Raw genomic sequence first — 26,125 nt, 5'->3', positions numbered from 1 at the left:
ATTTCAAAGTAATTGGAAAACGCAAAAGGAAAAGTCGTTAGCGTCAATGAATCTTTAGTAGGTGTCAAAAATACTGAAGGTTCAGTGATGAACGGCGAGGTGGCTTATATTATACTTGAAGATGGTAAGCGATTAAAGTCTGAGGTAATTGATGTAAAATCAGGAAATCTCGTGTATTTACAAGTTTTTGAAGATACCTCTTGGATGAAGGTTGGAGACGCTGTTGAATTTACAGGTCTACCTCTCTCCGTAAAATTGGGTCCAGGGATTCTGGGTACTGTAACGGATGGTCTTCAAAATCCATTGTATGAACTTGCTAAAAAAGAGTGGTTCTTAGAGCGTGGTATGGTTGTTGAACCTTTGAATACAGAAGTAAAATGGCATTTTACACCAAGGGTAAAAAAAGGAGATTTAGTAAGTGGTAGTTCCATTTTAGGAACTGTTCCAGAAAAACTATTTGAACATAAGATTTTTGTGCCGTTTTTGCTTCAGGGGCTTTATACGGTAGAATCTATTATTGGGGAAGGCGATTACACTATAAACGACACTATTGCAATAGTTGAAAATGATACAGGAAATAGTATAGAGCTTACAATGGCATTTGATTGGCCAGTAAAGCGTCCCATGCCATTCCATGAGCGTTCTGTACCTGCTGAAACCTTACCGACAGGTATGCGTATTCTTGATGCGCTATTTCCCATAGCTTATGGTGGAACGGCTTGTAGTCCAGGACCTTTCGGTGCTGGGAAAACCGTGCTACAACATAGCATAGCCAAACACTCCAGAGCAGATGTGGTTATTATTGCCGCATGTGGTGAACGTGCTGGTGAAGCGGTGGAGGTATTTAAGGATTTTCCAGAACTTATAGACCCCAGAACGGGTAAATCCCTAATGGATAGAACTTATATTGTTGGGAATACATCGTCCATGCCAGTAGCAGCTCGTGAGGCCTCTGTTTACATGGCGACCGCAGTTGGTGAGTATTACCGAAAACAAGGGTTAGACGTTTTAATCTTGGCCGATTCCACTTCGCGTTGGGCCCAAGCCTTGCGCGAAACCTCAGGAAGAAAAGAAGAGATTCCAGGACCTGAAGCGTTTCCAATGTACATTTCTACCTTGATTTCCGCCTTTTACGATAGAGCAGGCGTAGAGATTTTAGCAGATGGTTCAAAAGGTTCACTGAGTATTATTGGAACAGTGTCGCCAGCAGGTGGAAACTTTGACGAACCCGTTACCCAAGCCACACTTTTAAGTACGGGTGCTTTTTTGGGCCTATCTCGAGAATTATCAGATGCACGAAAGTATCCGGCCATCGACCGAATTGATAGTAGCTCGCAGTATCCTTCACTCATTAGTACTGAAGAAGTACGATTCTTAAAGGAACTTCTCAAGGAAGGGAAAACCATCGCTTCAAACTTATTGTTGATGGGCGAACGTGGTATTACCAACGACGCCTACATCACCTATCAAAAATCGGAATTATTAGACGCTGTGTTTCTGCAACAGAACAGTTTTGATGATGTTGATGGCGTTACCAATCCAGAACGTTTACGAATGATGTTCAATATGGTGAAGCACATTATTGATACACCAGTCCATGCAGATACAAAAGAGGATATTAGGTCGCATTTCAACTTTTTGCGCCAAGCCTTTTTAGATTGGAATTATCTCAAAATAGAAGATCCTCAATTTGGAAAACAAAAAACCAAAATCATGAATTTGGTTAAACAAAAAGCAGATGTTAAGGAAAACGTATGAGCGTATAGATAGCATAGGTAGAGCTATCATTACCATAGAAGCTAAGAATGTACATAACAAGGAATTGGCAGAGGTCATATATCCAGATGGGAAGACAGCCTTTGCCCAGGTGATTGCCTTGGATGGTCACAAAGTTACCCTACAGCTTTTTGGTGGAGGTTTTGGGGTCTCAACAGATTGTAAAGTCCGTTTTTTAGGGCATTCCGTTCAAGTAGGGTTTTCAGATGATATGCTTGGTAGGGTTTATGCAGGAAATGGTCAACCCATTGATGGCGGACCGCAACTGGTGTCGGATATGACCAGGGTTGCTGGGCCATCCATTAATCCTGTAAAGCGGCTCATCCCAAAAAATATGATACGTACAGGTGTACCTATGATTGATGTGTTCAATACACTAGTTCGTTCTCAAAAAATACCCATTTTCGCTAGTGCTGGCGAGCCTTATAACCGACTACTGGCAAATGTGGCCACTCAAACTGATGCAGACGTTATTATCATTGGTGGGGTAGGACTCAAGTATGATGAGTACCATTACTTTAAAGAACGGATTGAAGAGGCAGGAAGCAAAAGCAAGACCATCATGTTTGTGCATACCCATCGCGATTCTATTGTAGAAGGTTTAATGGTGCCGGATTTGGCTTTAGCTGTGGGTGAACGTTTTGCCCTTCAAGGAAAAAACGTTTTTGTTTTACTTTCGGATATGACCCAATGGTCCGATTATTTGAGACAGGTCGCCAATGCCCAAGACCAAATCCCAGCGAATCAAGGCTATCCTGGTGACTTGTATTCGCAGTTGGCAAGTCGTTATGAAAAAGCTGCTGATATTGAAGGTTCCGGAAGTTTAACCATTTTAGGAGTTACTACCATGGACGATGTTACCCATCCAGTACCCGATAATACCGGTTATATTACTGAAGGTCAGTTTTTTATGAAGGATGGTTATCTAGAGCTATTTGGTTCATTAAGTCGACTAAAACAACAGGTTAATGATAAAACCAGAGCAGACCACAGAAGTATTATGAACGCCATGGCGCGTTTGCTGTCGGAAGCTGAAGAGCGGGTTAAGGCACAAAAATTCGGCTCGGTTAAGGATGAATATTCATTACGCTTATTAGACTACCGGAAAACGTTCCAAAGAGAGCTTATGGATCCCTTCTTGTATCTAGAATTAGAAGATGCATTGGATTTATGTTGGGATATTTTAGCCAACCACTTTAAAAAGGAAGAAGTGGGCTTATCATCTGATTTAGTTGATGCCTACTGGCCTAAAAAAGGAGAATTTAAGATTTTAAAACTACAAAACTTATGAGCGAGCATACCTTAGACGGACTTATTGCCAAGGTAAAATCTGAGGCGATAGACATGGCTAATAAAGAGGCAAAGCAGATTATAGATGAAGCCAAAGTCCAATCAACGCAAATCCTTAAAAATGCGGAAGCTGAAAAATCCCAAATATTACATAACGCCAAGACAGCTTCAGAGGCTTTATTGGATAAGGGGAAAATTGCTTTACAGCAAGCGGCAAGGGATGTTCAAATTACAGTTAAAAATGATTTAATGAAGCTCTTTAAATCCGTATTAGAGGTTGAGGTAGAAACGGCTTTTTCACCAGATGTTTACACCAAGGTAATTACCAAGGTCGTTGAAACACTTGGAACTAATATAGACATTGCGCTTCCAAAGGATACACAAGACCAATTGATTTCTGGGCTCCAGAAAAAAGTGGCAACCTCCTATAATACGGTGAACATTCTGAAAAAGGAACAATTGTTATCTGGGCTTTCGGTAACAAAAACTGATGAAGGTTGGAGCTACGATATCACTGCAGAGGAAATTTCAGAGCTGTTAAGTAAACAGTTGAGCCAGAAGTGGGTTGAATTATTGAAACAAGATTAAATGTTCGCAGGAAACCTCGAATATATCATCAGTAGTCTTCCTCATCTGTCCTTTTCAGCTGAAGAGCAGTTACAGAACGAGGTTAAGTCGCTTTTTCAAAAATATGCCTCAGCAGAGGAAGCTTCAGGTAATGTCATGGCGATTTTAAATACGGAAGCAGAGAAGTACTTGTCAGCAAGGGATTTCAAAAATTTCCAAGACCTTCAGTTGATTACCATTCATCAAGATGCATTTCAAAAGAGCCGTATTAATATAGTTGCTGAGTTTTCACGGTTTATGTTTAATTTAAAGGATGAATTAAAAACGTATCGCTTAGCGCAGAAAACCGAGGAGGTTTCAGCTAAAACAAATTTCGAATGGATAACCGACCTCTCTGAAAACCCATTAACCGCAGAATTGCAGTTAATGCAGCTTCAGTGGAACAAGTTGGAGGCCTTGTCCCAAGGCCATTATGCAAATTTTTCGGCCTTAATCCTCTATAAATTAAAGTTACAGTTGCTCTTACGCTGGTGGAGTTTTGATATGAAAACCGGTTTCGCTGTCTTTCAAAAATCCTTAAACGTAGCGTAGTATGGCAGATAAGATTTTAATGAATAAAAATACTTTAGCTGCGTTGAAGGTTGAATTGAAAGGATATCGCACGGCTTTACCTGTTTTTGAGATGAAAGAACAGCAATTGAAGGAAGTTATCACAAGCATTGAAACCGCTGTTGATCGTTTACAGGAAGCAATAGAATCAACTAATAGAGAAGTAAGGCAATGGTCAGCTGTAATGGCCGAGTCAACTTTGGATTTAGGCAATTTGATATCAGTTAGGGAACTCAAGACCAAAACCCGTGAAATTGCAGGTGTTATTATAGAGCAATTCAGATCAATAGATTTTGTTGAGAGCGGTATCGATTACTTTGAAACACCGCTTTGGGTTGATGCTGCGTTAGAGGCGATTAAAGACCAAACAACCAATCAAGAGATGTTGAAACTCGAACTTAAAAATTTAGAAAGTGTTCGAGAGGAATTAGCTGAGGCGCGACGCATGAAAAATGCTCTAAAGGAGGTTTTTATCCCCGAAACGCAACATAACATAAGGAAGATAGAAATTTATTTGGGCGATGTGGAACGTCTTGCTATAGGTTGTGCCAAATTGGTAAAAAAGAAAAAACAAGTAAAAAGCAAAATAGTATGATAGTTCGGATGAAGGAAATATTACTTTTTACAAGTGCTCACGATGTGGACGACACCATTCAAAAATTAGGCCAATTAGGGGTTGTGGATATTAAAGAAGTACGTCCACCAAAAGGTCCTGTTATAGAACGATGCTTGCAGGAAATTAAGGACAATACAGCAGCTCTGTCCATGTTGAAGGCACGCAAAGAAACAAGTTTTACTAATAACAATGTAGACACCAATGGCAAGGACCCAAAACGTATAATTGGACGCGTATTAAAATCCAAAACAGTAAAACAAAATATAGATAAGGTTCTAGAGGATGTTAATGGAGAATTGCAGTTTTATGAAGTTTGGGGTGAAGATTTCCATAAGAAAGAGCTTGAATATTTAAATGAAAATGGAATTTATCTTCGTTTATATCAACTTGATAAATTGCTAATAAAGGCACTTCCAATAGAAAAGGCTATTGTCACATTCGCTGAAAAAGAAGGTAAAGTCCCTGTGGCCTTGTTTTCCCAAAACACCAAAGAACGGCTCCCATTTAAGGAGATGACTCTTCCTCGTTTATCACAATCGGAATTACTTGAAATAAAAAAGCGCAAGATGCGTCAACTGGAGCAGTTGGAAGCGTTTTTAAATGAACAGAAGGGATATGAATTTGTTCTTAATGATTATCATTACTATTTAACTGACCGTTTAAATGCAGAAGCGGCTCTAGAAGGTATGGGTGATATTGAGGGAAGCGTTAAATTCCTTAGAGGCTTTGTACCTAAGCATACTGTTGGTACTTTCAAAATTTTGGCCAATAAAGAAGGTTGGGGCTTTGCGGTTTCAGAACCAACCAATATGGATGAGGTTCCAGTGCACATAAAAAACCCTAAATGGATAAGCATCATCAATCCTATGATGAAGTTTATAGACATCGTTCCTGGTTATAAGGAAATTGATGTATCTATTTATTTCCTTATAGCCTTTGCCTTGTTTTTTGCCATGCTCGTTGGTGATGCTGGCTATGGCTTTATATTCTTGATATTAGCAATTGTTTTTAGGAAGAAAATGGCAGCACAACTACGTACCTTGATTTATGTATTAAGCGGTTCTACAATCATTTGGGGTGTTTTGAGTGGTACTTACTTTGGAGCTGAGCAAATAGCCCAGCTACCATTTTTAAAGAATCTTGTTATCCCAAATATTTCAAGTTTTGGTGTCGATAACATCAATTTTATGATGCATTTATCATTTTTAATTGGTGCCATCCATTTAACGGTAGCTCATGCCATTCGTGTCTTTCAGTTTATTAATTCGATTAAAGCACTTAGTGAAGTGGGATGGATAGCATTGGTTTGGGGACTCTTTTTTATAACCGAACAATTGGTACTGGGTAACCCAGCACCAAATTGGTATAATTGGTTATTTATTGTAGGAGCAGGGTTAGTAATATTGTTTTCAAAGGAAAGTAACAGTTTTTTAAAAAGTATGGGAGCATCTATCGCTAACTTACCACTGAGTTTAATCAGTGGTTTTTCAGATATTGTATCCTACGTAAGACTTTTTGCTGTTGGAATGGCGACGGCTGCTGTTGCTGCTAGTTTTAATAATATGGCTTTACCAGACGGTATTGCTGGAATGGGTATTCTGGATTTTATTATGGCAGCTATAGCACTGCTTCTGGGTCATACCTTAAATATTGCCCTCGCTTTAATGGCGGTTATGGTGCACGGTATACGACTGAATATGCTGGAGTTTGCTGGGCATTTAGGGGTACAGTTTTCGGGAGAGGCATACAAACCATTTAAGTTAATGGTGAGCGATAAAGAATAATAAAAACACAAAAACAAGAACTTGATATAATATCGAATTACTAATTAAATAAGAACATTTTAAAATATGATTATGGGAATTTTCACACTTATACAAACCTCTGTTGAAGGTCTAGGCGATATGGGTATGTCATTGAGTATTGCTGCTATTGGCTCAGCTATTGGTACTGGTATTGCCGGTATGGCTGCTATTGGAGCTTGGAAAAAGATGATTACTAACGGCCAAAAGGCGGCAACGGCTTTGCTGATTTTCGTTGGTGCACCTTTATCTCAGGTTATTTATGGTATGATCCTCAAAAATGCCATTGCCGATGCCAATTTAAATCCTGACTCCTACGCGTGGCAAATTATTATTGGCTTGTTTGCAGGTGCTGCAATGGCTGGCTCAGCGATTTTTCAAGGAAAAGCTGGTGCCAGAGCTTGTGATGCAATTGCTGCTGGAGCTAATGATACAGCTAAGTATATCATGATAATCGGTGTTGTTGAAACTGTTGCATTGTTTGTTATGATATTTACGATGACTGGATTACCAGGCTAAGTCAATTATTTTATTAGGTCAGTTGGGGTGGAGTAGAGGCTTTAGTTTCTTTAGTCAAATGTGATGGATTATCCTAACAATTTCTGTTTCATCCAAGCGGAATTCATTTCAGCAATATTCTTAATGGAAATCCCTTCAGGACATTCTACTTCGCAAGTACCAGTGTTAGTGCAATTGCCAAAGCCTTCGATATCCATTTGATACGTCATGTGTTCCAATCGTTCTGAGGCTTCGGCCTTGCCTTGTGGCAGGCTATTTAAATGATTAATTTTCGCTGAAGTAAACAAAGCTGCTGAGGCGTTCTTGCAGGTGGCAACGCAAGCACCACAACCAATGCATGCTGCAGCATCCATAGCCTTATCTGCAATAGCTTTGGGAATGGGAATGGCATTGGCCTCTGGTGCCGTACCTGTTTTGGAGCTAATGTAAGCACCAGATTCAATAATACGGTCAAAAGCAGAGCGGTCAACGACCAAATCTTTAATAATCGGAAATGCTTTTGCGCGCCAGGGTTCAACAGTTATGGTTTCACCATTTTCAAAACTACGCATATGCAACTGGCAGGTCGTCATATTAGGATGTGGCCCATGTGCTCTTCCGTTGATAAAAACACCACATTGCCCGCAAATGCCCTCGCGGCAGTCGTATTCGTAGGCAATAACTTTTTCGTCCTGTAATACCAATTCCTCATTCAAATGGTCAAGCGCTTCCAGAAATGACATATCGTCGGTTAAACCATCAACCACATAGGATTTAAATTCCCCTTTGGTATTGGGATTTTCCTGTCGCCATATTTTAAAGGTTACCTTCATTTTTTAAGATTATTTGTAGCTTCTTACCGTAGGTTGAACAAACTCAAATTCTAATTGTTCTTTGTGCAGTTTGAAATCACCATCTTGATATTCCCAAGCTGAAACATAGGAATAGTCTTCATCCATGCGTAAAGCCTCACCATCTTTTGTTTGGTATTCTTCCCTGAAATGTGCACCACAGGATTCTTCACGTTCAAGTGCATCTTCACACATTAAAATTCCTAATTCTATGAAATCTGCTAGTCGATAGGCCTTTTCCAATTCGGTATTCATTTCGTTTTGGTTGCCTGTTACTTTGACATCGGTCCAGAAGTCTTTATTAAGCTGTTTTATTTGTGTTATTGCTTTTTTAAGCCCTTTTTTATTTCTGCTCATAGCGCATTCCTGCCACATAATTTTTCCCAGTTCCCTATGGAAATGGTCTACTGTTTGGGTTCCATTTATGGACAGAATTTTATCGACATGCTTTTGCACTTCGTGTTCAGTGTTTTCAAATTCTTGGTGCTCTGTCGTGGGCTGCTCTGACTTTATTTCATCAGCTAAGTAATTGTTTATGGTATTAGGCAGAATAAAATAACCATCTACACTTGCCTGAAGCAAGGAGTTAGCGCCTAAACGGTTGGCACCATGGTCTGAAAAATTACATTCACCAACGGCATAAAGTCCAGGAATTGTGGTCATTAATTCATAATCCACCCAAAGGCCGCCCATAGAGAAATGTGCTGCAGGTGAAATAAGCATTGGTGTTTTGTATGCATCAATACCCGTGATTTTTTTATACATATTAAATAAGTTGCCATAGCGATCTTTGATAATGTCAAGCCCAAACTTTTCAATGGCATGCTTAAAATCTAGATACACGGCATTTTTTAATCGCCCAATGCCATAGCCAGCATCTATACGTTCCTTAGCAGCTCTTGAAGCAATATCACGAGGTGCTAAGTTTCCAAAACTCGGATAACGGCGTTCTAGGTAATAGTCGCGTTCCTCTTCTGGAATATCTTTAGGCACTCTGGTATCATTTTTTTGTTTTGGTACCCAAATACGGCCATCATTTCTAAGGGATTCCGACATCAAGGTCAATTTAGACTGCGCCTCACTAGATTGTGGTAATGCAGTAGGATGAATTTGGGTAAAACTTGGTGCCGCAAAAAAAGCACCTTTTTTATGTGCTTTCCAAATAGCACTGCCATTACATCCTATGGCTAGAGTAGATAGGCGGAATACCCTTGAATAGCCACCAGTGGCTAAAATTACCGCATCAGCGGCATAGCGTTCTAGTTTTCCCGTAACCAAATTCCGAACAATGATACCTTTAGCTTTGCCATCGATGACGACTAAATCCATCATTTCACTGCGTGGATACATCGTAACCTTTTTGGCATGAATCATTTTATACAGTTGGGAATAGGCTGCCAATAATAATTGCTGTCCCGTTTGACCTCTTGCATAAAAGGTACGCTGTACTTGCACGCCACCAAAACTTCGGTTCACTAAAGTACCACCATATTCTCTTGCGAAAGGAACACCTTGTTGCACAAAATGATCAATTAAAGGTGCAGATAGTTCGGCCAGACGATAGGTATTGGCCTCACGGGACCGAAAGTCACCTCCTTTTAAGGTATCATAAAACATTCTATATACGCTGTCGCCATCGTGCTGATAGTTTTTAGCCGCATTAATACCACCTTGAGCAGCAACGGAATGGGCACGACGTGCGGAATCTTGATAGCAAAAACATTTAACGTCGTAACCTAATTCTGCTAAGGTTGCAGCGGCTCCAGCACCACTAAGGCCTGAGCCCACAACAATAACATTGAGTTTCTTTTTGTTCGCAGGGTTTATCAGCTGTGATTTCAACTGGTAGTTTTGCCACTTCTTTTCTATTGGGCCTACTGGTACCTTAGGGTCTAATTGACTTTTCATCACTCCTAAGATAAAAGAAAAACTAGTTTTCTACAAGGTAAAAAGTGTCGAAATTTGTTCTCCTTCCGTAGTCAGATAACTTTTCATTACATCAACGGTCATGCATGAATGTACGGGGAGAATTATGATGACATCACCAATTGTATACTTATCGAAATCTATTGGAGGAACTTTTACAATACCATGCTCTTGCGATAAACTTTTAACAAAGGTATTTGCCAGAACTTTACCCCAACCCGTTTTCGTTCTTTCCACAACTTTTCCGTAGATAGTAGTTCCATTTTCAATTAATCTATCCTTTGAAAAATGAATACCACCACCATAAATGACTATTTCAGAACGATTTTTATGCTTCGCTACGACGGGACAAGCCATGGCGACTGCAATATCTTCGATGGCATTAGATCCAATTTGCTGCTGCATTAAATCATAGAACACAAAATTTCCAGGGCGTATTTCATCAACCCCATAAAACTCTTCTGAGATACTGCAACTCGGAGTGTCACCAAGGGATATTATTAAATTGCGATACCTGTTACTGTACTTATTTTGGAGATTATTAATGAGCTTTAAACTTTGATTTTGAATGTTCTCAATACAGCTTTTTGTTTTGCATGAATAAGTGTGGCCAGAATGCGTCAAGAAACCGATAAACTCCATAAGAGGACAGCTGTCAACTATGGTGAGAATACTATCGATATATGCAGTGTTTTCAGTGCTTATGCCTGTTCTACCATAACCCACATCGATTTGAACAAATACATTGACCTTATGCCTAAGATGCGTTTTTAAGTAGTTAAGGCTTTCGGTATTTTCAATAGTTAAATTAAGTGTGATTTGCGATGCCAGTCTATTAATAGTCTCAATTTCAAGTATATTAGTGGGGAAGGCTACAGTGATATCATTCCATTCTTTTGAGAAATAGTCAGCCATGCTCAGAGAGGAAACAGCAATCTTATCAACCCCATAGGCTTTAAACCACTCACCGATTTCTAGCGACTGATGGGTTTTAAAATGTGGCCTAAATTGCAATTGGTGTCTTTTGGCTTTAGACACCATTCTTTCAATATTGGCTAAGCATTTTGTTTTATCTAAGAGTAAAGTTGGTTTTGTTATGGCTTTAAATTCTTGTAATACAGTTTTCATTTAGTTTATTTTTTAGACACAAAATATGCGGTCCAAAGAAAGTATGAAATTTAAATTCATCATTTAAATTAGTAAGAACTTTTAAAAATCAATATCTTTAGAACAATCAACGCAACCATTAATAGGTGTTTCCATCTATTATGCACAATTAAGCACAATATTTTTATTTATGAAAGTGACTTACTTCAGAATTCTATTCATTTTTAGTCTACTCATGGGTTGTTCAAATGAACCTGCGGAAAATAATGATTCTATCACTGTATCTTTTTCTGTGGATTCATTTACTGCATCTGAAGATGGAACAAATGCTGAAGTACCAATTAGCCTAGACGTTATTGGTGGTATCACAACTGAAGATGCTATTATTAGTCTTACTAAGGTGGAAGGTACTGCAGATGCCGATGATATATCAGATTCTTTGCCAGTTTTAATTACCATTCCCGCAGGTGATTACACAACCATGAGTACATTTGATAGTTCCTTATCCATTGTTGATGACGATATAGATGAGGATACTGAAAATTTAATTCTCAGTCTCAGTTCCGCGTCTGATAATGTCATCATTGATGGCACAAATCAGGTCAATATTACCATAACCGATAACGATAGTACCTTTGAATTACAAGGATTAGAATACGCGTTAATAAACTATATTGTTGAAAGTCCTTTGGATTTGAATAATGATGGTGTTTTTTCAACAGATTTATTGGAAGAATCTATCATTTGTGTAATGGACATTATTGACTTTAGAGAAGATAATACAGTTTTTGACCCTACATATCGTTCGACGGGTCTCGAAGTGCTTGGGAATGTGCAACAACAAATATGTGTTGACCCGGATGGTGGCGCGCTTACTTATGATTTAGAAGATAGTACCATTGATTTAAGCTTTTTTGGTGAATATTATTATTCTGGAATCTTATCAAATGATAACACAATCATTGAATGGGACATACCATTTGAGAGGGTTCTTGGTTTTAATAACTTTTTTGGAGGTAACGAATATGTAAGCGAAAACGATGGTGTTCAGCTTTATACAGGGGGCGTAATTGCCGTTTATGAGCTAATAGACTAGTTTCTTATTTGATGTAGATATCTAGAATCTATTGTTTTACTAGAAAGCTCTTTTTTTAGCTACTTTTAATAAAATTTAGTGTTTCTCAACCCATTTCCTAGCATTTACAAACGCTTCCAGCCAAGGTGATACCTCATCTTTACGTCCTTCTGGATAGTGTGCCCAGTTCCATTGAAATGTAGAACGCTCAATATGTGGCATGGTCACCAAATGGCGTCCAGTTTTATCACATAGCATGGCTGTATTAAAATCAGAACCATTGGGATTGGCCGGATACCCTTCATAGCCATATTTAGCGACGATATGGTATTTGTCTTCAGTGTATGGTAAGCTAAATTTGCCTTCACCATGCGAAATCCAAACCCCTAATGTTGTTCCGGTAAGGCTAGAGAGCATAATCGAATTGTTCTCTTGAATTTTAACAGAGGTGAAGCTGCTCTCATGTTTATGAGAATCATTATGAACCATTTTACCATGTTGCTCATGCTCTGGATTAATTTCATCCAATTCCATAAACAATTGACAACCATTACAGATGCCTACAGAAAGTGTATCTTCTCTTTTAAAGAAATTTTGAATAGCCGTATTTGCTTTTTCATTGTACTTAATAGCACCGGCCCAACCTTTTGCAGAACCTAAAACATCTGAATTACTGAAGCCACCTACAGCACCTAAAAACTGAATATCCTCTAAGGTTTCGCGGCCAGAGATTAAATCTGTCATATGTACGTCCTTGACATCAAACCCAGCCAAGTACATGGCATTTGCCATTTCACGTTCGGAATTACTTCCTTTTTCCCGCAGAATGGCAGCCTTTGGTCGTTTATTTGTTTTATCTATTTGGGGTAATTTACCTGTAAAATGTTTTGGAAAGATGTAGTTAAGAGGTTGGTTTTTATAATTGTTATAACGGTCTTCTGCTAAATTATTAGCTGTTTGTTTTTGATCGAGTAGGAAAGAGGTTTTGTACCACATATCTCTTAGTCGAGAGATGGTCATTGTAAATATTTCGCTACCATTTATAATTCCAAGTACATCAGAGGCATTGACTTTTCCTATTATATTAAAGTCAATTCCAGCAGTTGATAAGTCGCTTTCTATAGAATCATCAACGGACTGAATTACAATTCCGGTATTTTCAGCAAAAAGCAATTTAAATGCGTCTTTTTCGCCTAAGTCTGTTACATCTAATTCCGCACCAAGATTTGTGTCGGCAAAACACATTTCGAGGAGTGTGGTAATTAAACCACCAGAAGCTACATCGTGCCCAGCTACTATCTTATCATTTTTTATTAAATCCTGAATGGTATTAAAGACAAGCTTTACATAATCTGCACTTTTTACATTGGGTGCTTTATGACCAATTTTATTAATGATTTGAGCAAAAGAACTTCCACCCAGTTCAAAATTGTCTTGTGAAATATTTATGTAATAAATAGAACCTTTATTGTGCTTAAAAACAGGTTCAACCACTTTTGTAATATCATTACAATTAGCACCTGCAGAAATAATTACTGTTCCAGGCGCAATGACATCACCATCCGGATACTTTTGTTTCATGGAAAGGGAATCCTTTCCGGTAGGTACGTTGATGCCCAAATCAATAGCAAAATCAGAGACGGCTTTAACGGCTTCATATAGCCGCGCATCTTCGCCTTCATTCTTACAAGGCCACATCCAGTTAGCAGAAAGGGATACACTTTTTAACCCGTCTTTTAATGGTGCCCAAATCATGTTGGTTAAGGCTTCGGTAATAGAATTACGACTCCCAGCAACTGGGTCAATAAGACCTGAAATAGGGGAGTGGCCTATCGAAGTTGCCACACCTTCTTTACCTTTAAAATCTAGTGCCATAATACCCACATTATTTAGCGGCAATTGCAATGGGCCAGCGCATTGTTGCTTGGCTACACGACCACCAACACAGCGATCTACTTTATTAACGAGCCAATCTTTACAAGCTACGGCTTCTAACTGAAGAACAGCATCTAAGTAATCATAAAAATTATCTCTATTGTAAGATACATCAGCATAGTGCTTATCCACAGTGCTGTCCGTCATTATAGTTTTTGGAGAGCTACCAAACATATCGGATAATGCCAAGTCCATTGGAGCATCACCTTTTGATTTAGATTTAAATGTGAAACGATAGTCTCCTGTAACATCTCCAACATCGTAAATTGGAGAGCGTTCTCTATCGGCAATTTTATGTAAGGTTTCTAAATTATCTTGAGAAATTACTAATCCCATGCGTTCCTGGGATTCATTGCCTATAATCTCTTTTGCGGATAGAGTAGGGTCACCGATGGGAAGCTTGTCTAAATCTATAAGTCCTCCTGTATCTTCGACCAATTCAGATAAACAATTTAAATGTCCACCGGCGCCATGATCGTGAATAGAGACAATTGGATTTTCTTCTCTTTCTACCATTCCACGAATAGCATTGGCAGCACGTTTTTGCATTTCGGGGTTAGACCGTTGTACGGCATTTAATTCAATACCAGAATCAAAGGCACCAGTATCTGCGGAAGATACCGCGGCACCACCCATTCCAATACGATAGTTGTCACCACCAAGAATTACAATTTTATCTCCTTTTTGCGGCGTGTCTTTAAGTGCTTGTTCCGCTTTTCCGTAGCCAATGCCTCCCGCAAGCATTATGACTTTATCAAACCCTAGTTTTCTAGGTTGAGACCCATCGACTGCGCTCAGGGTGACATCGCTTTGCTCGTCGTGTTCAAATGTAAGTACAGATCCCGCAATAAGGGGTTGCCCAAATTTATTACCAAAATCGGAAGCACCATTACTGGCTTTAATAAGAATGTCCATTGGGGTCTGGTATAACCACTTGCGTTCTGGAAAGGCTTTTTCCCATGGACGATTATCTTCAAGTCTAGAGTACGAGGTCATATAAACCGCAGTACCAGCCAGTGGTAAGGATCCTTTTCCTCCTGCAAGTCTGTCTCTAATTTCGCCTCCAGAGCCTGTAGCGGCTCCATTAAACGGCTCTACCGTTGTTGGGAAATTGTGTGTTTCTGCTTTAAGTGAAATTACAGATTCAAAATCTTGGGTTGTGTAATAATCTGGAATATCGGCACGCCTTGGTGCAAATTGCGCTACAACTGGTCCTTTGATAAAGGCCACATTATCTTTATAGGCAGATACGATATCGTTTGGATGCTCTTGAGATGTTTTCTTAATGAGTTTGAATAATGAAGACGGCATTTCCTGTCCGTCAATGATAAAAGTGCCATTAAAAATTTTATGTCGACAGTGCTCCGAGTTGACTTGAGAGAATCCGAATACTTCAGAATCTGTTAGTGGCCTTCCAATGCGTTCTGAGACATCATTAAGATATGCGACTTCCTCATTACTTAAGGCTAGTCCCTCTTGGTTATTATACGCTGCAATATCGTCAATCGGTTTGATGGGTTCTGGTTGAATATGTATATCAAAAATATCCTGATTTAGGCCCTTATATTTTTCCGAAATCATAGGGTCAAAGGAATTGTACTCTTCGCCAACAAATAAGAATTCCTCAATTCTAATAATGCCAGATACACCCATATTTTGAGTAATTTCAACAGCATTGGTACTCCAAGGTGTAATCATAGCGGCTCGAGGTCCAACAAAAAAAGCATCGATAGATGCTTGTTCTAATTTGGGTTGGTCACCAAATAACCATGTTAATTTTGAAATGGTCTCGTTACTTAATTCTTTTGTGGCTTGAACAGCAAAAACTTTGCTGTTTTGGTTTCCAAAGAAGTGAATCATTAGATGCAGGAATTGATGCGATTAATAAAGCGCAAATTTACGCTTTTTTATGGGATATTCATTTTATAATGCGAAGGAACAACTGAAGTTATCCACCAATAATTGACATTAAAAATAGGCCCTTAGTATTCGTTTAACAGCCCCGTAATACGAGCTGCCAAACAGATTTAAGTGTACTAGCAAATAATACAATTGATAAACGTCTATACGTTCATTGAAAAACTTAGTGACCGGATAGTGTTCGTGGTAGCTCTCGTAAAAACTACTATTAAAGCCACCAAAAAGCTTGCTCATTGCAATATCCACCTCTGAGTGACCGTAATAAGCAGCAGGATCAATAAGATAAGGGGTATTATCCTCAGAAATTAAAAAATTACCACTCCACAGGTCGCCATGAAGTAATGAAGGTTTAATATCGTCACAGAATATTTTAAGAACTGATTTTATATTAAGTGATGAGGGGATTTCGGAGGCTTTCAATAGTCTATTGTTATAGGCCATCTTAAGCTGAAATTCGAGACGATATGTACCATAAAATTCTATCCAATCGTCGGTAAAATTATTTTTCTGTGATAGACTTCCGATAAAATTATCAGAAGCGAGTCCATAATCCTCACCAGTGTAATTATGCAGTTTAGCGAGTTGACTTCCAAGTTTTGCATAATCATTTTTGCTTGCAGGTTTTGAAGCCACATATTCCATTAAAATATAAGCCATTCCTTGTTGTGTACCACAATCTAAAACAAGTGGTGTGGCGATGGTATTTGTTTTGGCTATTAATCGGATTCCATTAACCTCTGCCTTAAACATGTCTTGGGCAATAGTTCTAGGGCTGTATTTTAGCACATAAGATTTATATACTGTATCTAATTTTAGAACAGACGCTGTATCACCACCAGATAGGTGAGAAGAATTGATAATGGAGGTATTGATTATAGATTCTATATGTGATACCAAAACCTCCATTAAGTGGTATTTATTGTCGTATTAAGCGATAGCTCTTACTTTGATTATCGACTATTAACTTTATAATATATATACCTTTTTTAAGGTTGCTCACATTCAGTTTTCCATTAACCACTATACCACGCGAAACTTTTTGGCCAAGTATAGAATATATTTCAAATTCTAAGTCCTTGTTAGCGGCAACGTACAAGACATCTCCTTTGACCGGATTAGGATAAATTGAAATTGAACTTAAAGCTGCATCATCAAGAGATAAGTTAGAATAGCAGGTCCAAGATAAATTATCTAGAGCTACTCTGGCACTTCCGGAGTCGTTGTCTAGTATTGTGACTTGTATGGAGCCTTCTAAATTAATATTTTCAAGGGTTACGTTTTGAGAAGTATCAGAATAGGCAATAGTGCCAACCGTTGTTCCATTAACCAATACATCTAAAGAACCATTAGTGCCAGCAAATACACGTTGAGTTGTAACAGTAAGACTTCCAATACCTCCTGCAATTGTTGGTGAAACTAATGAGCCGGCGGAAGAACCTCTATAGTCTATAGCAATAGCACGACTACCGGAAATAGTTTGGTCTGTTCTTGCTCGGGTCGCATTCCATGCACCGTTAGTACCAACCCAAGACCTAGCCGTGTACTGCGAATCGTTAGCAGGCATATTCTGAAAGTCTTCTGCAGCGCATTCTGTTGTTCCGCTACCGTTATTTGTGGTTGTTTCACAAGCTTGATCACTAAAATCGGACTCATTGCCAGCTGCATCTTTTGCTTTAATTGTGAAACAGTAGTTGGTGTCAGCGACAAGGCCTGTTACAGTAAATTGTGTAAAAGTGGTGTTTACTGACAAAGCTCCATCTATATAAATGTCATAAGAAGTAACCCCCACATTGTCTGAAGGTTCGGTCCAATCTAATTCTATAGAGTTATCTGTTGGATTGGATGCAATAAGGTCGTTGACAGGGTCGGGATCTTCATCGTCAATAGCACCAGACCATATTAAAGCAACATAATTAGGATTGTCTACAAATGGATTTCGGTTATTTTGATAATTAAAAACAACGTTATTTCGGTCAATCTCCTTTTGTGATACAGGATCACTTGTGTGCCATGTTAATAGAATAGTTAAGAAAGGGTCCTCTAAAACCTTATCACTACTTCCATCGAACATAGGAAAGCTGCTCCAATTACTAACTTGATCTTCATAACGTGTCACGAAATAAAAATACATTCTTGCCACATCACCTTTGAATTCGTCTAAGGGTTCAAATACAGTACCTGTATAACCTGCAGAATAGCCACTGTTTAAATTTCCACCAGCTTTTGAGCCATTTAAGGTTGGATTGCTGATACCATTTTGAGAAATGAGTTGGTTATCATCTACAACTCCGAATGGTAAATTACTTCTTAAGCCGTTTACCCTGCCATCCGTAGGAATAACGGTATGTCCGTCATCTACCATTGGACTAGCTTCATTGTACGTTGATTTTGGGATGATATGCTCTTTATTATAGCAATCGCCCTCACTATTGAAATTTCCGGCACACTCATCTGCTGGAAAGAAATAATTGTAAGGGTCAGGTCCGCTTGGATTTTCAGAATAGATGTCTAAAATAGTACCATCATTTTCATAGTATAAATCTAAATCGCTTGTGCCGTAAAGTCCGTCTAGATTATCACCTTGGTCATTATGAATAAATTCTGGCGAGAGACCGTCAGTATTATCATTTATAATACGTTTTAATTGAGATTTTAGTGCATAGCCAGATAGGCCATTAGCCGAATCGTAATAATTAGAAGGGACTTGTGCCGAGCCTGTAAGTACAAAAAAACCTATGCATAAAAATGTGTAGAAATATTTCATAAAGAGGTTATTTCAATTAATTGTTTCGTTTGAGTAAAGCCATATAAAAGCCATCAAAACCCGATTTATGGGCTAGGATTTTTTTATCCTTTACAAAGGTAAAATCCTTACCCTCAGGTGAAGTTAAGAAATTATCAATTTGATTTTGATTTTCTGATGGCAAGATAGAACAGGTAGCATAGACCATTTGTCCTCCAGGTTTTACCATTTTAGAGTATTGTGAAAGAATTTCTGACTGTGTCTTTTTGATGTTCTCAATAAATTCTGGCTGCAATTTCCATTTTGCGTCAGGATTTCGTCGCAGAACACCGAGTCCAGAGCACGGAGCATCAATAAGTAAGCGGTCTGCCTTACCATGTAATTTTTTTATGGGCTTGGTAGAATCTATAACTTTTAGTTCTACGTTGTGCACGCCGTTACGCCTAGCTCTAATTTTTAGCTTCTTCAATTTACTTTCGTAAATATCCATAGCTATAACTTGCCCTTTATTTTCCATCAGTGCTGCCAAATGAAGCGTCTTGCCTCCTGCACCTGCACAAGCATCAACAACTTTCATTCCGGGAGACACATTGAGGTATTCAGCAACACGCTGCGAATTGGCATCTTGCACTTCAAAAAAACCTAATTTAAAGGCTTCGGTCTGAAACACGTTGGCTCTTTCGGGCAGTTTTAATGCAGATGGATATCCATCGATGTACTCGGTATGGATATCTTCGTCCAAAAGTTTCTTCTGTAAATCTGCTTTAGTGGTTTTTAGAGTGTTGGTACGTAAAATAACATCCGCTTGTTCATTTTGTTTGGCAATCTCTTTGGTCCAAATTTCTTCACCAAGTTCTTCAACACCAAGCTCATCCAACCAATCGGGAATAGAGGCAGAGAACCTTCTGTTTTTTGACAGTTCGTCAAAGCGCCCTTTTATTTTGCGAGTCGGTGTGCCTTCAAAGTATTTCCAATCAGGAAGTTTAATTCCTTTAAGCGTGGCCCAAACGGCAAACATTCGCCAAAGGTTATCGCGGTCAAAAGGTGCTTTTACATCTGCAATTTCTGCGTAAAGTCTTTTGTATCTTACTATTTCATATACCGTTTCTGCAATAAAACCTCTATCGCGACTTCCCCAGCGTTTGTCTCGTTTTAAAAGAGATTGTACTACTTTGTCTGCATAGTCACCTTCATTAAAGATTTTGTGAAGTCCGTCGATTACGGCAAAGCATAAATTTCTGTGTAGTCGCATGTTTGTTTTTGCTAGCGTGCAAAGGTAAAAGAAAACTTGATATAGCTTTTAGTTACATCAAAGCTTTTAGCAATCTTTGGAGAAATTAATTAGTGTCTTAAAGATTTTAAAAATCGTCATCCCCATTGTCGCGATCATTATTTCGAGTTTTCTCTTTCTTTTGATTGAAGCGATAGATAAAAGAAAGATTGAAGGTTCTTACTCTAAACTGTAGTTCACTATCACTTATAAAGGTATCGGTTTCGGTGTATGTTAATCGCTTTCTGGAGTTGAAAACGTCCCTAATATTGATGGCAATTGTAGCTTTATCATTAAAAATATCTTTGCTAAAGGCTACATTCAAGAAAAGGATGTCTTCGTTTCTTGTTTGGGCATTATTGGTTGGGCCTCTGTAAATGGCATTAGTCTGCCATTCAATTTTGTATGGTAAAGAAACCTTAGTACTAAGACGTGAAAAATAACTTGTATTTTGTGCACCGTAATCTATGCCGTTAAAATCTCCTTCAGTTGTAAATTGAAAAAAGTTAAAACTTCCATTAACTCTTAACCATTTTGTTGGGTTGTAGAGCAAACCTAATTCAAATCCAATACGTTCATTGGTGCTGAGATTTATAGGTATGGTTCTGATAATAGGAATACCGTTAGGTGTTTGCAATCCCGTATCTTCTTGAATACGCTCAAAAGCATCGGTTTCTAATTGATAGTAAACAGAAGATGTTAGGGTTAGTGTTTTGCCCCATTTTTTTAAATAACCAATGTCAAAAGCGTTTGCAAATGCAGGGTTGAGATTTGGATTTCCTTGGAAAATATTAGCCTCACTAGACCTTGATGGAAAAGGGTTTACAAATCTCCCTCTTGGGCGATTTATTCTACGGTTATATCCAAAGGTGATATTTTCATTATCACTTATCTCGTAATTAAGATTTAATGTTGGAAAAAGACCAGGATAGTCATTATCAAAATTTATTACAAGGTTGTCTGCATTGTCGACATCCGCAGCACTAACTTCTCCTGCTAACCTCGTATGCTCAAATCTTAGACCAGCAAGGAAAGAGAATTTGCCAAATTTGTTTCCATATTGGGTATAGAGCGCATTAACATTTTCTGTATAGGTAAAAATATTAGATAAACTATCGTTTTTAATGAATTCCCCACCGGGAATAAGCTGCTCATTGACAACAAAATCTGTTGTAGTTTCCTCAAAATTTCCACGGTATCCAGCCTCAAATTGTTGATTTTCATTGATGGGAAAAACATAGTCAACTTGAGCTAAAAATTCATTACCCTCCTCATCAGTTGTAATAAATTCTGAAGGCAGTTCCTCAATAGCAGGAAAGGTATTTCGTTCTGCAATGAGCGAAGTTTCACCTTCGTTATCAATTCCATATTGAAGGTCTGCCGTGAGCACGTGTCCATCGTCATTAAATCGATTGATATAGTTTAATGAAATCTGATAATTACTGTCATCTTCAGTTTCGTCTTCAATACGTGTTCTTGTTACCGCGAGCTCATTGTCAGGGTTGAATTCGTCAGTAATATTTATGGTTTTGTCTTCATCTTCGCCTTCCGAGTAGAAAAAGGAGGTGGTTATGGAGCTCTTTTTATTTAAATAATATTCCATACCTAAATTAGTGTTTAGACTAACATCGTTTCTATCAATATCTCTAGTCTCAATAACGAGAGGATTAACCACAGACGACGAGAAGAATTGATTTCTAAAAACACCTTGGCCAGGAGAATTTCTAACATTGAAACTCGTTGTATTAAAGATATTGAACTTTTTAGTTCGGTAATTTACGTTACCTGTTCCACCATAGCCAGTTGGTTCTCTATAGTTTACTTGTATAGAGCCATTAAAGCCTAAAACCTTATCTTTTCTTAGAATAATATTTAATATTCCTGCAGTACCTTCTGCATCATACCTAGCAGAGGGAGAGGTAATGACTTCTACACGTTCTATAGCGTCTGCGGGTAAAGATTGTAGAGCGTCGGTTGAACCAAACCCTGCTATAGCAGACGGTCTACCATTAATTAATATTCTTACATTTTGGTTACCACGCAGTGATATTGCACCATCGGCATCTACTGTTACCGAGGGTACATTATCTAGTGCATCTCCCACAGTGGCGCCGCCGACAGTTAAATCCTTTCCAATATTATAAACCTTTTTGTCTAATCTAATTTCTACCTCTGTAGTTTCAGCTCTAACAACTATTTCATCTAGTGTCTCTGCACTTTCAGATAGTTTAATGGTTTTTAGTAGCGTATTTTGTTGAAGGTTCTGATTTTTTAAAGTTTGTGTTTTAAAACCAATATATTCAAATCTAATGTTGTAAATACCAGGTTCGATGCTCATTTTATAGTTACCGCCTCTATCTGTTATGGTTCCATTTATAACCTTATTGTTTAAGTCTAAAAATGCCACTGTAGCAAACTCTAAACCTATGCCTGAAATTTCATCAATAACCCTACCGGTAACATCAATTAAATCTTGCTTTTCTGGAGTATTGTTTGCCTGCAAAGACAATGTTGTAGCAATAAATAGAATTGTAATTTTTATGAACCGTATCATTTTTCAAGCGTTTTTTATAAAAGTAGTTTGATAAAACGCAGATGCTGAATCAATTACTAGAATCGGTTCATCTTTATCAATAATCGGCACACCTGTTGTTTATTGGGTTGATTATGACTTTAATGGGTTTAAATGTGTTATTGATTGCATTTGCCTTTGAAGAATCAGTTCAATTGTTACTTTTGATAAATTCACCTATTATAAATCCGTTATGGGTTCAATTAAATTCACAAATAATTCCATAAAAGAAGTTGGATTTATTGTAGCTTTAAATGTTGTAGTTTTTATTTTTTATGCGTTTGACAAGCAAATTCCTGGAATAGAATGGGACCAATTAATATTTTTTATGAACTTTGCTATTGCAGCACTATTTATAAATTATTTTTTGCTTCCTAAATTTTTGTATCGGAATCGTTTGGCTGCATTTACAATAGGAGTAATAATTACAGTATTTTCTGTTATACTTATAGAAGAGCTCGTTCTAGAACAGATTTTTTATCCAGACACGCGTGGAAGGCGATTTTCTAATATTTTTTATAATTTATTAAATACATTACCCACACTAACCATTTTAACGGGATTTAAGTTTGCATGGGATGCTTTGCTGAGACAAAAGGAGGTTAATGAGTTAAAAGGTGCGATAAAAGAGAATGAATTACAATTTTTAAAATCTCAGATAAACCCTCACTTTTTATTTAATAATCTCAACAACCTCTACTCATATGCTGTTGAAAAGTCACCTAAAACTCCAGAATTGATTTTAGGATTGTCTTCTCTATTGAGATACTTTTTATATGAGTGCAAAACGCAATTTGTTCCCCTAGAGAAAGAGTTGGGCCAGCTCAAAAATTTTGTTGAACTCAATCAATTGCATATTGAAGGTCGAGGCGATGTTGATTTAATCATTCAAAACAACAGCCAGAATAAGAAAATTGCACCGTTGATTTTAATGGTTTTTATAGAAAATGCTTTTAAACACAGTGCTTCTAGTGTTACAGAAGAAATAGAAATTAAAATAGTTATTTCGGTTGGGAACGATGGACAATTAGTTTTTAAATGCAGTAATAATTTTAAAAGCGAATCTTATCTTGGTAATCTTTCAAGTGGTATAGGGCTCACTAATGTAAAAAAGAGGCTAAATTTGATTTATCCAAATAATCATTCACTAGATATAAATACAGAAAACAGTACTTATGTTGTGAATTTAAAATTGGATTTGTCTAAATAGAGACCATGAATTGCATTATTGTAGAAGATCAGTTACCAGCCCAGCGATTGCTTAAGCAATATATACAAGATGTGGGTTATTTAACTCTTGTTGGTACCTATTCTAATGCTATTGAGGCCATGTCAGAAATTGATAGGCTAGAGGTACAGCTCATATTTTTAGATATTCATCTACCGAAGATTTCAGGATTAGACTTTCTAAAGACCCTAAATAATTCTCCTCAAATTATTCTAACAACTGCTTTTTCAGAATATGCTTTAGAGAGCTATGAGTTTAATGTGGTAGATTATTTACTGAAACCATTTTCTTTTCAACGGTTTTTAAAAGCCTTATCAAAGTTGAAAACGTTCCACACCATTGAAAAAAAGGACCTAGTCGTTAAAGAAGATGTCTCGGTAACTAAAGACATTTTTTTTAAATCGGGCTATGATTACATCAGGTTAATTCTTGATGAGGTTAATTTTATAAAATCTGATTTGGAATACACGGAAATCCATGTGAAGGATAAAAAGTATATATCTACAGAATCGTTAGCACATTGGGCAAAAGAACTTCAAGCCATGGGTTTTATTAGGGTACACAAGTCTTATCTTATTAATACTTCAAAAATATTAAAACTTTCAGGTTCCATGATTTATTTAGATTCAGGTGATATTATTCCATTAGGTAGGGCTTTTAAGGCTGATTTTACAGAACAATTTTTAAAGTAAATCCATAGATTATAATGGTTGCACTGCGATTTGTAACGGTAATTATTTAGATTGCATTTTTAATTCAAATTTTGCTTATGAGGGTGTTTGTTATGCTTTGTCTATTATTGCTAATTCTTTCTTGTAATGATGCTTTTGAGCGTTCCCTGAACATTTCAACTTTAGAGATAGAGCACTTGGTAGAAGATTCTACTCTTAATATAAGGGCCTTGGATTTTAATAAAGATTATATTTTTTATGGAAGTGCAGATCATATTGGTAGGCACGCTCTGCATCCACAATTAAAATTGGATCTTGATAATTTTTCAGTGAATAATGGAAAAAATCATTTCAAAAATATTTTCACTCATGAAAATGACACACTTCAGTTTAGAGCTATTGAAGAGGTTGATGGTGATTTTCTTGCACTTTCAATCGAAAATCCGGCAAGGCTATATAAGCTTTACAGAAAATCAAGTTCGCCTAAATTGGTTTATGAGGAAAATCATGATAAGGTTTTTTATGATGCTATGAATTTCTGGAACGAAAACGAAGGAATTGCTGTAGGTGACGCTACGGACGATTGTATGAGTATTATCATTACACGTGATGGTGGTGAAACCTGGCATAAATTGCCATGCGACGGCCTACCTAAAGCTAAAGCTGGTGAAGGTGCATTTGCAGCAAGTGATACTAATATAGCTATTGTCGGCGACCAAACTTGGGTGGCAACAGGAGGAAAATCTAGCCGAATTTTGTATTCTCCAAACAAAGGGTATTCATGGGAGGTTTTTGATACACCTATAGTACAAGGGACATCAACTACAGGATTGTACTCCATAGATTTTTATGACAATAGTATTGGTTTTGGAATAGGAGGAGATTACACCAAACCAAATGATACTCTAGCTAATAAAATAAGTACCTCAGATGGTGGTAAGACTTGGCGAGTTGTTGCCAATGGCAAAGGACCAGGTTATCGAAGTTGTGTTCAATACATTCCCAATAGCAAAGGAAGGGCACTGGTAGCAGTAGGATTTAAGGGTATAGATTACAGTAATGATGCAGGTGAAACCTGGAAACATTTAAGTGATGAAGCCTATTATACCATTTGTTTTATAGACGAATTTACAGCTTATGCTGCAGGACGAGGAAGGATAAGTAAATTGTTTTTTGAATAAAAAGAGAAGCCTTTCGGCTTCTCTTTTTATTAATCTCGTGGGCCGCGTTTCTGTCTCATTTCTCTTAGACGCTCCAACAGCTTTTGGTTGAATTCATCCTCAGCACGTTTTAATCGTATTATTTTCTTGGATGAAATAACACCTTTTAGATTGTTCATTAAATCTACCTTAGCTTGATACATTTCATCTTCAGCTTTTATAAGATCTTCCAATAGCTTGTCTGCTTCATTATTAGACATATCTGGATTCTGTCTCATTTTTGTTTTTATAGTTCTCAGGTCTCCAGTGCGTACAGCCTCAACACGATCTTCAAAAGCATTGTAAACTGGCCAAAATTTAGTGGCTTCTTTTGGGGTAAGGTCTAATTTGTCTGTTATAAAAGCTACTTTCTGTGCTTTTATTCGCTCTCTCATTTTTTCGCCACCCTGCGCAAAACTTGCTGTAAGGTAAGTAAGCGTTAGGGCTAAAAGGATTAATTTTTTCATGGT

General features: G+C 37.7%; 20 protein-coding genes. 11 read left to right on the top strand and 9 right to left on the bottom strand.

Features of this window, described 5'->3' with window-relative positions:
* Positions 1–12 precede the first annotated feature (12 nt).
* From J4050_RS04885 to J4050_RS04855, 7 genes are all read left to right on the top strand, one after another.
* The gene (locus J4050_RS04885; protein WP_208152872.1) at positions 13–1,758 is read left to right on the top strand and encodes a V-type ATP synthase subunit A; all 1,746 of its coding nucleotides are present in this window, start codon (positions 13–15) and stop codon (positions 1,756–1,758) included.
* On the top strand, positions 1,739–3,067 hold the full coding sequence (locus J4050_RS04880) for a V-type ATP synthase subunit B (RefSeq protein ID WP_208152870.1): 1,329 nt from the start codon (positions 1,739–1,741) through the stop codon (positions 3,065–3,067). Before J4050_RS04885 ends, J4050_RS04880 begins: the two co-directional genes overlap by 20 nt.
* Positions 3,064–3,654, top strand: a complete 591-nt coding sequence (locus J4050_RS04875) for a hypothetical protein (RefSeq protein ID WP_208152868.1) — start codon at positions 3,064–3,066, stop codon at positions 3,652–3,654. Before J4050_RS04880 ends, J4050_RS04875 begins: the two co-directional genes overlap by 4 nt.
* Entirely contained in the window at positions 3,655–4,224 is a 570-nt protein-coding gene (locus tag J4050_RS04870) for a DUF2764 family protein (protein ID WP_208152866.1), read from the top strand.
* Between the two features lies 1 nt (position 4,225).
* Positions 4,226–4,837 (top strand): V-type ATP synthase subunit D, encoded by a 612-nt coding sequence (locus J4050_RS04865; RefSeq protein WP_208152864.1) that lies wholly within the window; start codon positions 4,226–4,228, stop codon positions 4,835–4,837.
* 19 nt (positions 4,838–4,856) lie between these two features.
* A complete protein-coding gene (locus J4050_RS15395) occupies positions 4,857–4,931 on the top strand; it encodes a hypothetical protein (protein WP_369076507.1) in 75 nt (24 codons plus the stop codon).
* Between the two features lie 1,783 nt (positions 4,932–6,714).
* Positions 6,715–7,179, top strand: a complete 465-nt coding sequence (locus tag J4050_RS04855; protein ID WP_208152861.1) for an ATP synthase subunit C-like protein — start codon at positions 6,715–6,717, stop codon at positions 7,177–7,179.
* A gap of 68 nt (positions 7,180–7,247) precedes the next feature.
* Here the strand turns inward: J4050_RS04855 and J4050_RS04850 are convergent, their stop codons facing one another.
* Genes J4050_RS04850 through J4050_RS04840 form a run of 3 tightly spaced genes read right to left on the bottom strand, consistent with a single transcriptional unit; the run spans position 7,248 to position 11,063 of the window.
* Positions 7,248–7,991, bottom strand: a complete 744-nt coding sequence (locus tag J4050_RS04850; RefSeq protein ID WP_208152859.1) for a succinate dehydrogenase/fumarate reductase iron-sulfur subunit — start codon at positions 7,989–7,991, stop codon at positions 7,248–7,250.
* 9 nt (positions 7,992–8,000) lie between these two features.
* Positions 8,001–9,917, bottom strand: coding sequence for a fumarate reductase/succinate dehydrogenase flavoprotein subunit (locus J4050_RS04845; protein ID WP_208152857.1), 1,917 nt, complete (start codon positions 9,915–9,917; stop codon positions 8,001–8,003).
* A gap of 30 nt (positions 9,918–9,947) precedes the next feature.
* Positions 9,948–11,063 (bottom strand): alanine racemase, encoded by a 1,116-nt coding sequence (locus J4050_RS04840; protein ID WP_208152855.1) that lies wholly within the window; start codon positions 11,061–11,063, stop codon positions 9,948–9,950.
* A 169-nt stretch (positions 11,064–11,232) separates the two neighbouring features.
* Between J4050_RS04840 and J4050_RS04835 the strand changes: the two genes are divergently transcribed.
* Complete coding sequence (locus J4050_RS04835) at positions 11,233–12,138, top strand: Calx-beta domain-containing protein (protein WP_208152853.1); 906 nt, start codon at positions 11,233–11,235, stop codon at positions 12,136–12,138.
* Positions 12,139–12,213: 75 nt separating this feature from the next.
* On the opposite strand, the gene purL is transcribed toward J4050_RS04835, so the two are convergent.
* The 5 genes from purL to J4050_RS04810 all read right to left on the bottom strand — a co-directional run bounded on the left by purL (position 12,214) and on the right by J4050_RS04810 (position 22,539).
* On the bottom strand, positions 12,214–15,912 hold the full coding sequence (gene purL, locus J4050_RS04830) for a phosphoribosylformylglycinamidine synthase (RefSeq protein ID WP_208152850.1): 3,699 nt from the start codon (positions 15,910–15,912) through the stop codon (positions 12,214–12,216).
* A 108-nt stretch (positions 15,913–16,020) separates the two neighbouring features.
* Positions 16,021–16,878 carry a fructosamine kinase family protein gene (locus J4050_RS04825; protein ID WP_208152848.1) on the bottom strand — a complete coding sequence of 286 codons (858 nt, stop codon included), beginning with the start codon at positions 16,876–16,878 and terminating at the stop codon, positions 16,021–16,023.
* Between the two features lie 10 nt (positions 16,879–16,888).
* On the bottom strand, positions 16,889–18,736 hold the full coding sequence (locus tag J4050_RS04820) for an endonuclease (protein ID WP_208152846.1): 1,848 nt from the start codon (positions 18,734–18,736) through the stop codon (positions 16,889–16,891).
* 16 nt (positions 18,737–18,752) lie between these two features.
* A complete protein-coding gene (locus tag J4050_RS04815) occupies positions 18,753–19,967 on the bottom strand; it encodes an RsmB/NOP family class I SAM-dependent RNA methyltransferase (protein ID WP_208152844.1) in 1,215 nt (404 codons plus the stop codon).
* Positions 19,968–20,073: 106 nt separating this feature from the next.
* Positions 20,074–22,539, bottom strand: coding sequence for a TonB-dependent receptor (locus tag J4050_RS04810; protein WP_208152842.1), 2,466 nt, complete (start codon positions 22,537–22,539; stop codon positions 20,074–20,076).
* Between the two features lie 211 nt (positions 22,540–22,750).
* On the opposite strand from J4050_RS04810, the gene J4050_RS04805 reads away from it, so the two are divergent.
* The 3 genes from J4050_RS04805 to J4050_RS04795 all read left to right on the top strand — a co-directional run bounded on the left by J4050_RS04805 (position 22,751) and on the right by J4050_RS04795 (position 25,637).
* Positions 22,751–23,767: a sensor histidine kinase gene (locus J4050_RS04805; RefSeq protein ID WP_208152840.1), complete on the top strand. Its 1,017-nt coding sequence runs from the start codon at positions 22,751–22,753 to the stop codon at positions 23,765–23,767.
* 5 nt (positions 23,768–23,772) lie between these two features.
* Positions 23,773–24,477, top strand: a complete 705-nt coding sequence (locus J4050_RS04800) for a LytR/AlgR family response regulator transcription factor (RefSeq protein WP_208152838.1) — start codon at positions 23,773–23,775, stop codon at positions 24,475–24,477.
* A gap of 77 nt (positions 24,478–24,554) precedes the next feature.
* On the top strand, positions 24,555–25,637 hold the full coding sequence (locus tag J4050_RS04795) for a WD40/YVTN/BNR-like repeat-containing protein (RefSeq protein ID WP_208152836.1): 1,083 nt from the start codon (positions 24,555–24,557) through the stop codon (positions 25,635–25,637).
* 29 nt (positions 25,638–25,666) lie between these two features.
* Here J4050_RS04795 and J4050_RS04790 read toward each other — a convergent pair whose 3' ends face one another.
* The gene (locus tag J4050_RS04790) at positions 25,667–26,122 is read right to left on the bottom strand and encodes a hypothetical protein (protein ID WP_208152833.1); all 456 of its coding nucleotides are present in this window, start codon (positions 26,120–26,122) and stop codon (positions 25,667–25,669) included.
* Between the last annotated feature and the right edge of the window lie 3 nt (positions 26,123–26,125).

This window comes from Winogradskyella pelagia (assembly GCF_017581965.1).
In the GTDB taxonomy this organism is placed as follows: Bacteria; Bacteroidota; Bacteroidia; order Flavobacteriales; family Flavobacteriaceae; genus Winogradskyella; species Winogradskyella pelagia.
This window is presented reverse-complemented; position numbering and strand designations above follow the sequence as displayed.

What these genes read in the sequence shown, in the direction of transcription:
- J4050_RS04825 (WP_208152848.1), bottom strand. Translation starts at nt 16,878, where the DNA reads ATGGAGGTTTTGGTATCACATATAGAATCTATAATCAATACCTCCATT.
- J4050_RS04880 (WP_208152870.1), top strand. Translation starts at nt 1,739, where the DNA reads ATGTTAAGGAAAACGTATGAGCGTATAGATAGCATAGGTAGAGCTATC.
- J4050_RS04835 (WP_208152853.1), top strand. Translation starts at nt 11,233, where the DNA reads ATGAAAGTGACTTACTTCAGAATTCTATTCATTTTTAGTCTACTCATG.
- purL (WP_208152850.1), bottom strand. Translation starts at nt 15,912, where the DNA reads ATGATTCACTTCTTTGGAAACCAAAACAGCAAAGTTTTTGCTGTTCAA.
- J4050_RS04845 (WP_208152857.1), bottom strand. Translation starts at nt 9,917, where the DNA reads ATGAAAAGTCAATTAGACCCTAAGGTACCAGTAGGCCCAATAGAAAAG.
- J4050_RS04855 (WP_208152861.1), top strand. Translation starts at nt 6,715, where the DNA reads ATGGGAATTTTCACACTTATACAAACCTCTGTTGAAGGTCTAGGCGAT.
- J4050_RS04815 (WP_208152844.1), bottom strand. Translation starts at nt 19,967, where the DNA reads ATGCGACTACACAGAAATTTATGCTTTGCCGTAATCGACGGACTTCAC.
- J4050_RS04870 (WP_208152866.1), top strand. Translation starts at nt 3,655, where the DNA reads ATGTTCGCAGGAAACCTCGAATATATCATCAGTAGTCTTCCTCATCTG.
- J4050_RS04875 (WP_208152868.1), top strand. Translation starts at nt 3,064, where the DNA reads ATGAGCGAGCATACCTTAGACGGACTTATTGCCAAGGTAAAATCTGAG.
- J4050_RS04800 (WP_208152838.1), top strand. Translation starts at nt 23,773, where the DNA reads ATGAATTGCATTATTGTAGAAGATCAGTTACCAGCCCAGCGATTGCTT.
- J4050_RS04850 (WP_208152859.1), bottom strand. Translation starts at nt 7,991, where the DNA reads ATGAAGGTAACCTTTAAAATATGGCGACAGGAAAATCCCAATACCAAA.
- J4050_RS04840 (WP_208152855.1), bottom strand. Translation starts at nt 11,063, where the DNA reads ATGAAAACTGTATTACAAGAATTTAAAGCCATAACAAAACCAACTTTA.
- J4050_RS04820 (WP_208152846.1), bottom strand. Translation starts at nt 18,736, where the DNA reads ATGAAATATTTCTACACATTTTTATGCATAGGTTTTTTTGTACTTACA.
- J4050_RS04805 (WP_208152840.1), top strand. Translation starts at nt 22,751, where the DNA reads ATGGGTTCAATTAAATTCACAAATAATTCCATAAAAGAAGTTGGATTT.
- J4050_RS04795 (WP_208152836.1), top strand. Translation starts at nt 24,555, where the DNA reads ATGAGGGTGTTTGTTATGCTTTGTCTATTATTGCTAATTCTTTCTTGT.
- J4050_RS04865 (WP_208152864.1), top strand. Translation starts at nt 4,226, where the DNA reads ATGGCAGATAAGATTTTAATGAATAAAAATACTTTAGCTGCGTTGAAG.
- J4050_RS04790 (WP_208152833.1), bottom strand. Translation starts at nt 26,122, where the DNA reads ATGAAAAAATTAATCCTTTTAGCCCTAACGCTTACTTACCTTACAGCA.
- J4050_RS04810 (WP_208152842.1), bottom strand. Translation starts at nt 22,539, where the DNA reads ATGATACGGTTCATAAAAATTACAATTCTATTTATTGCTACAACATTG.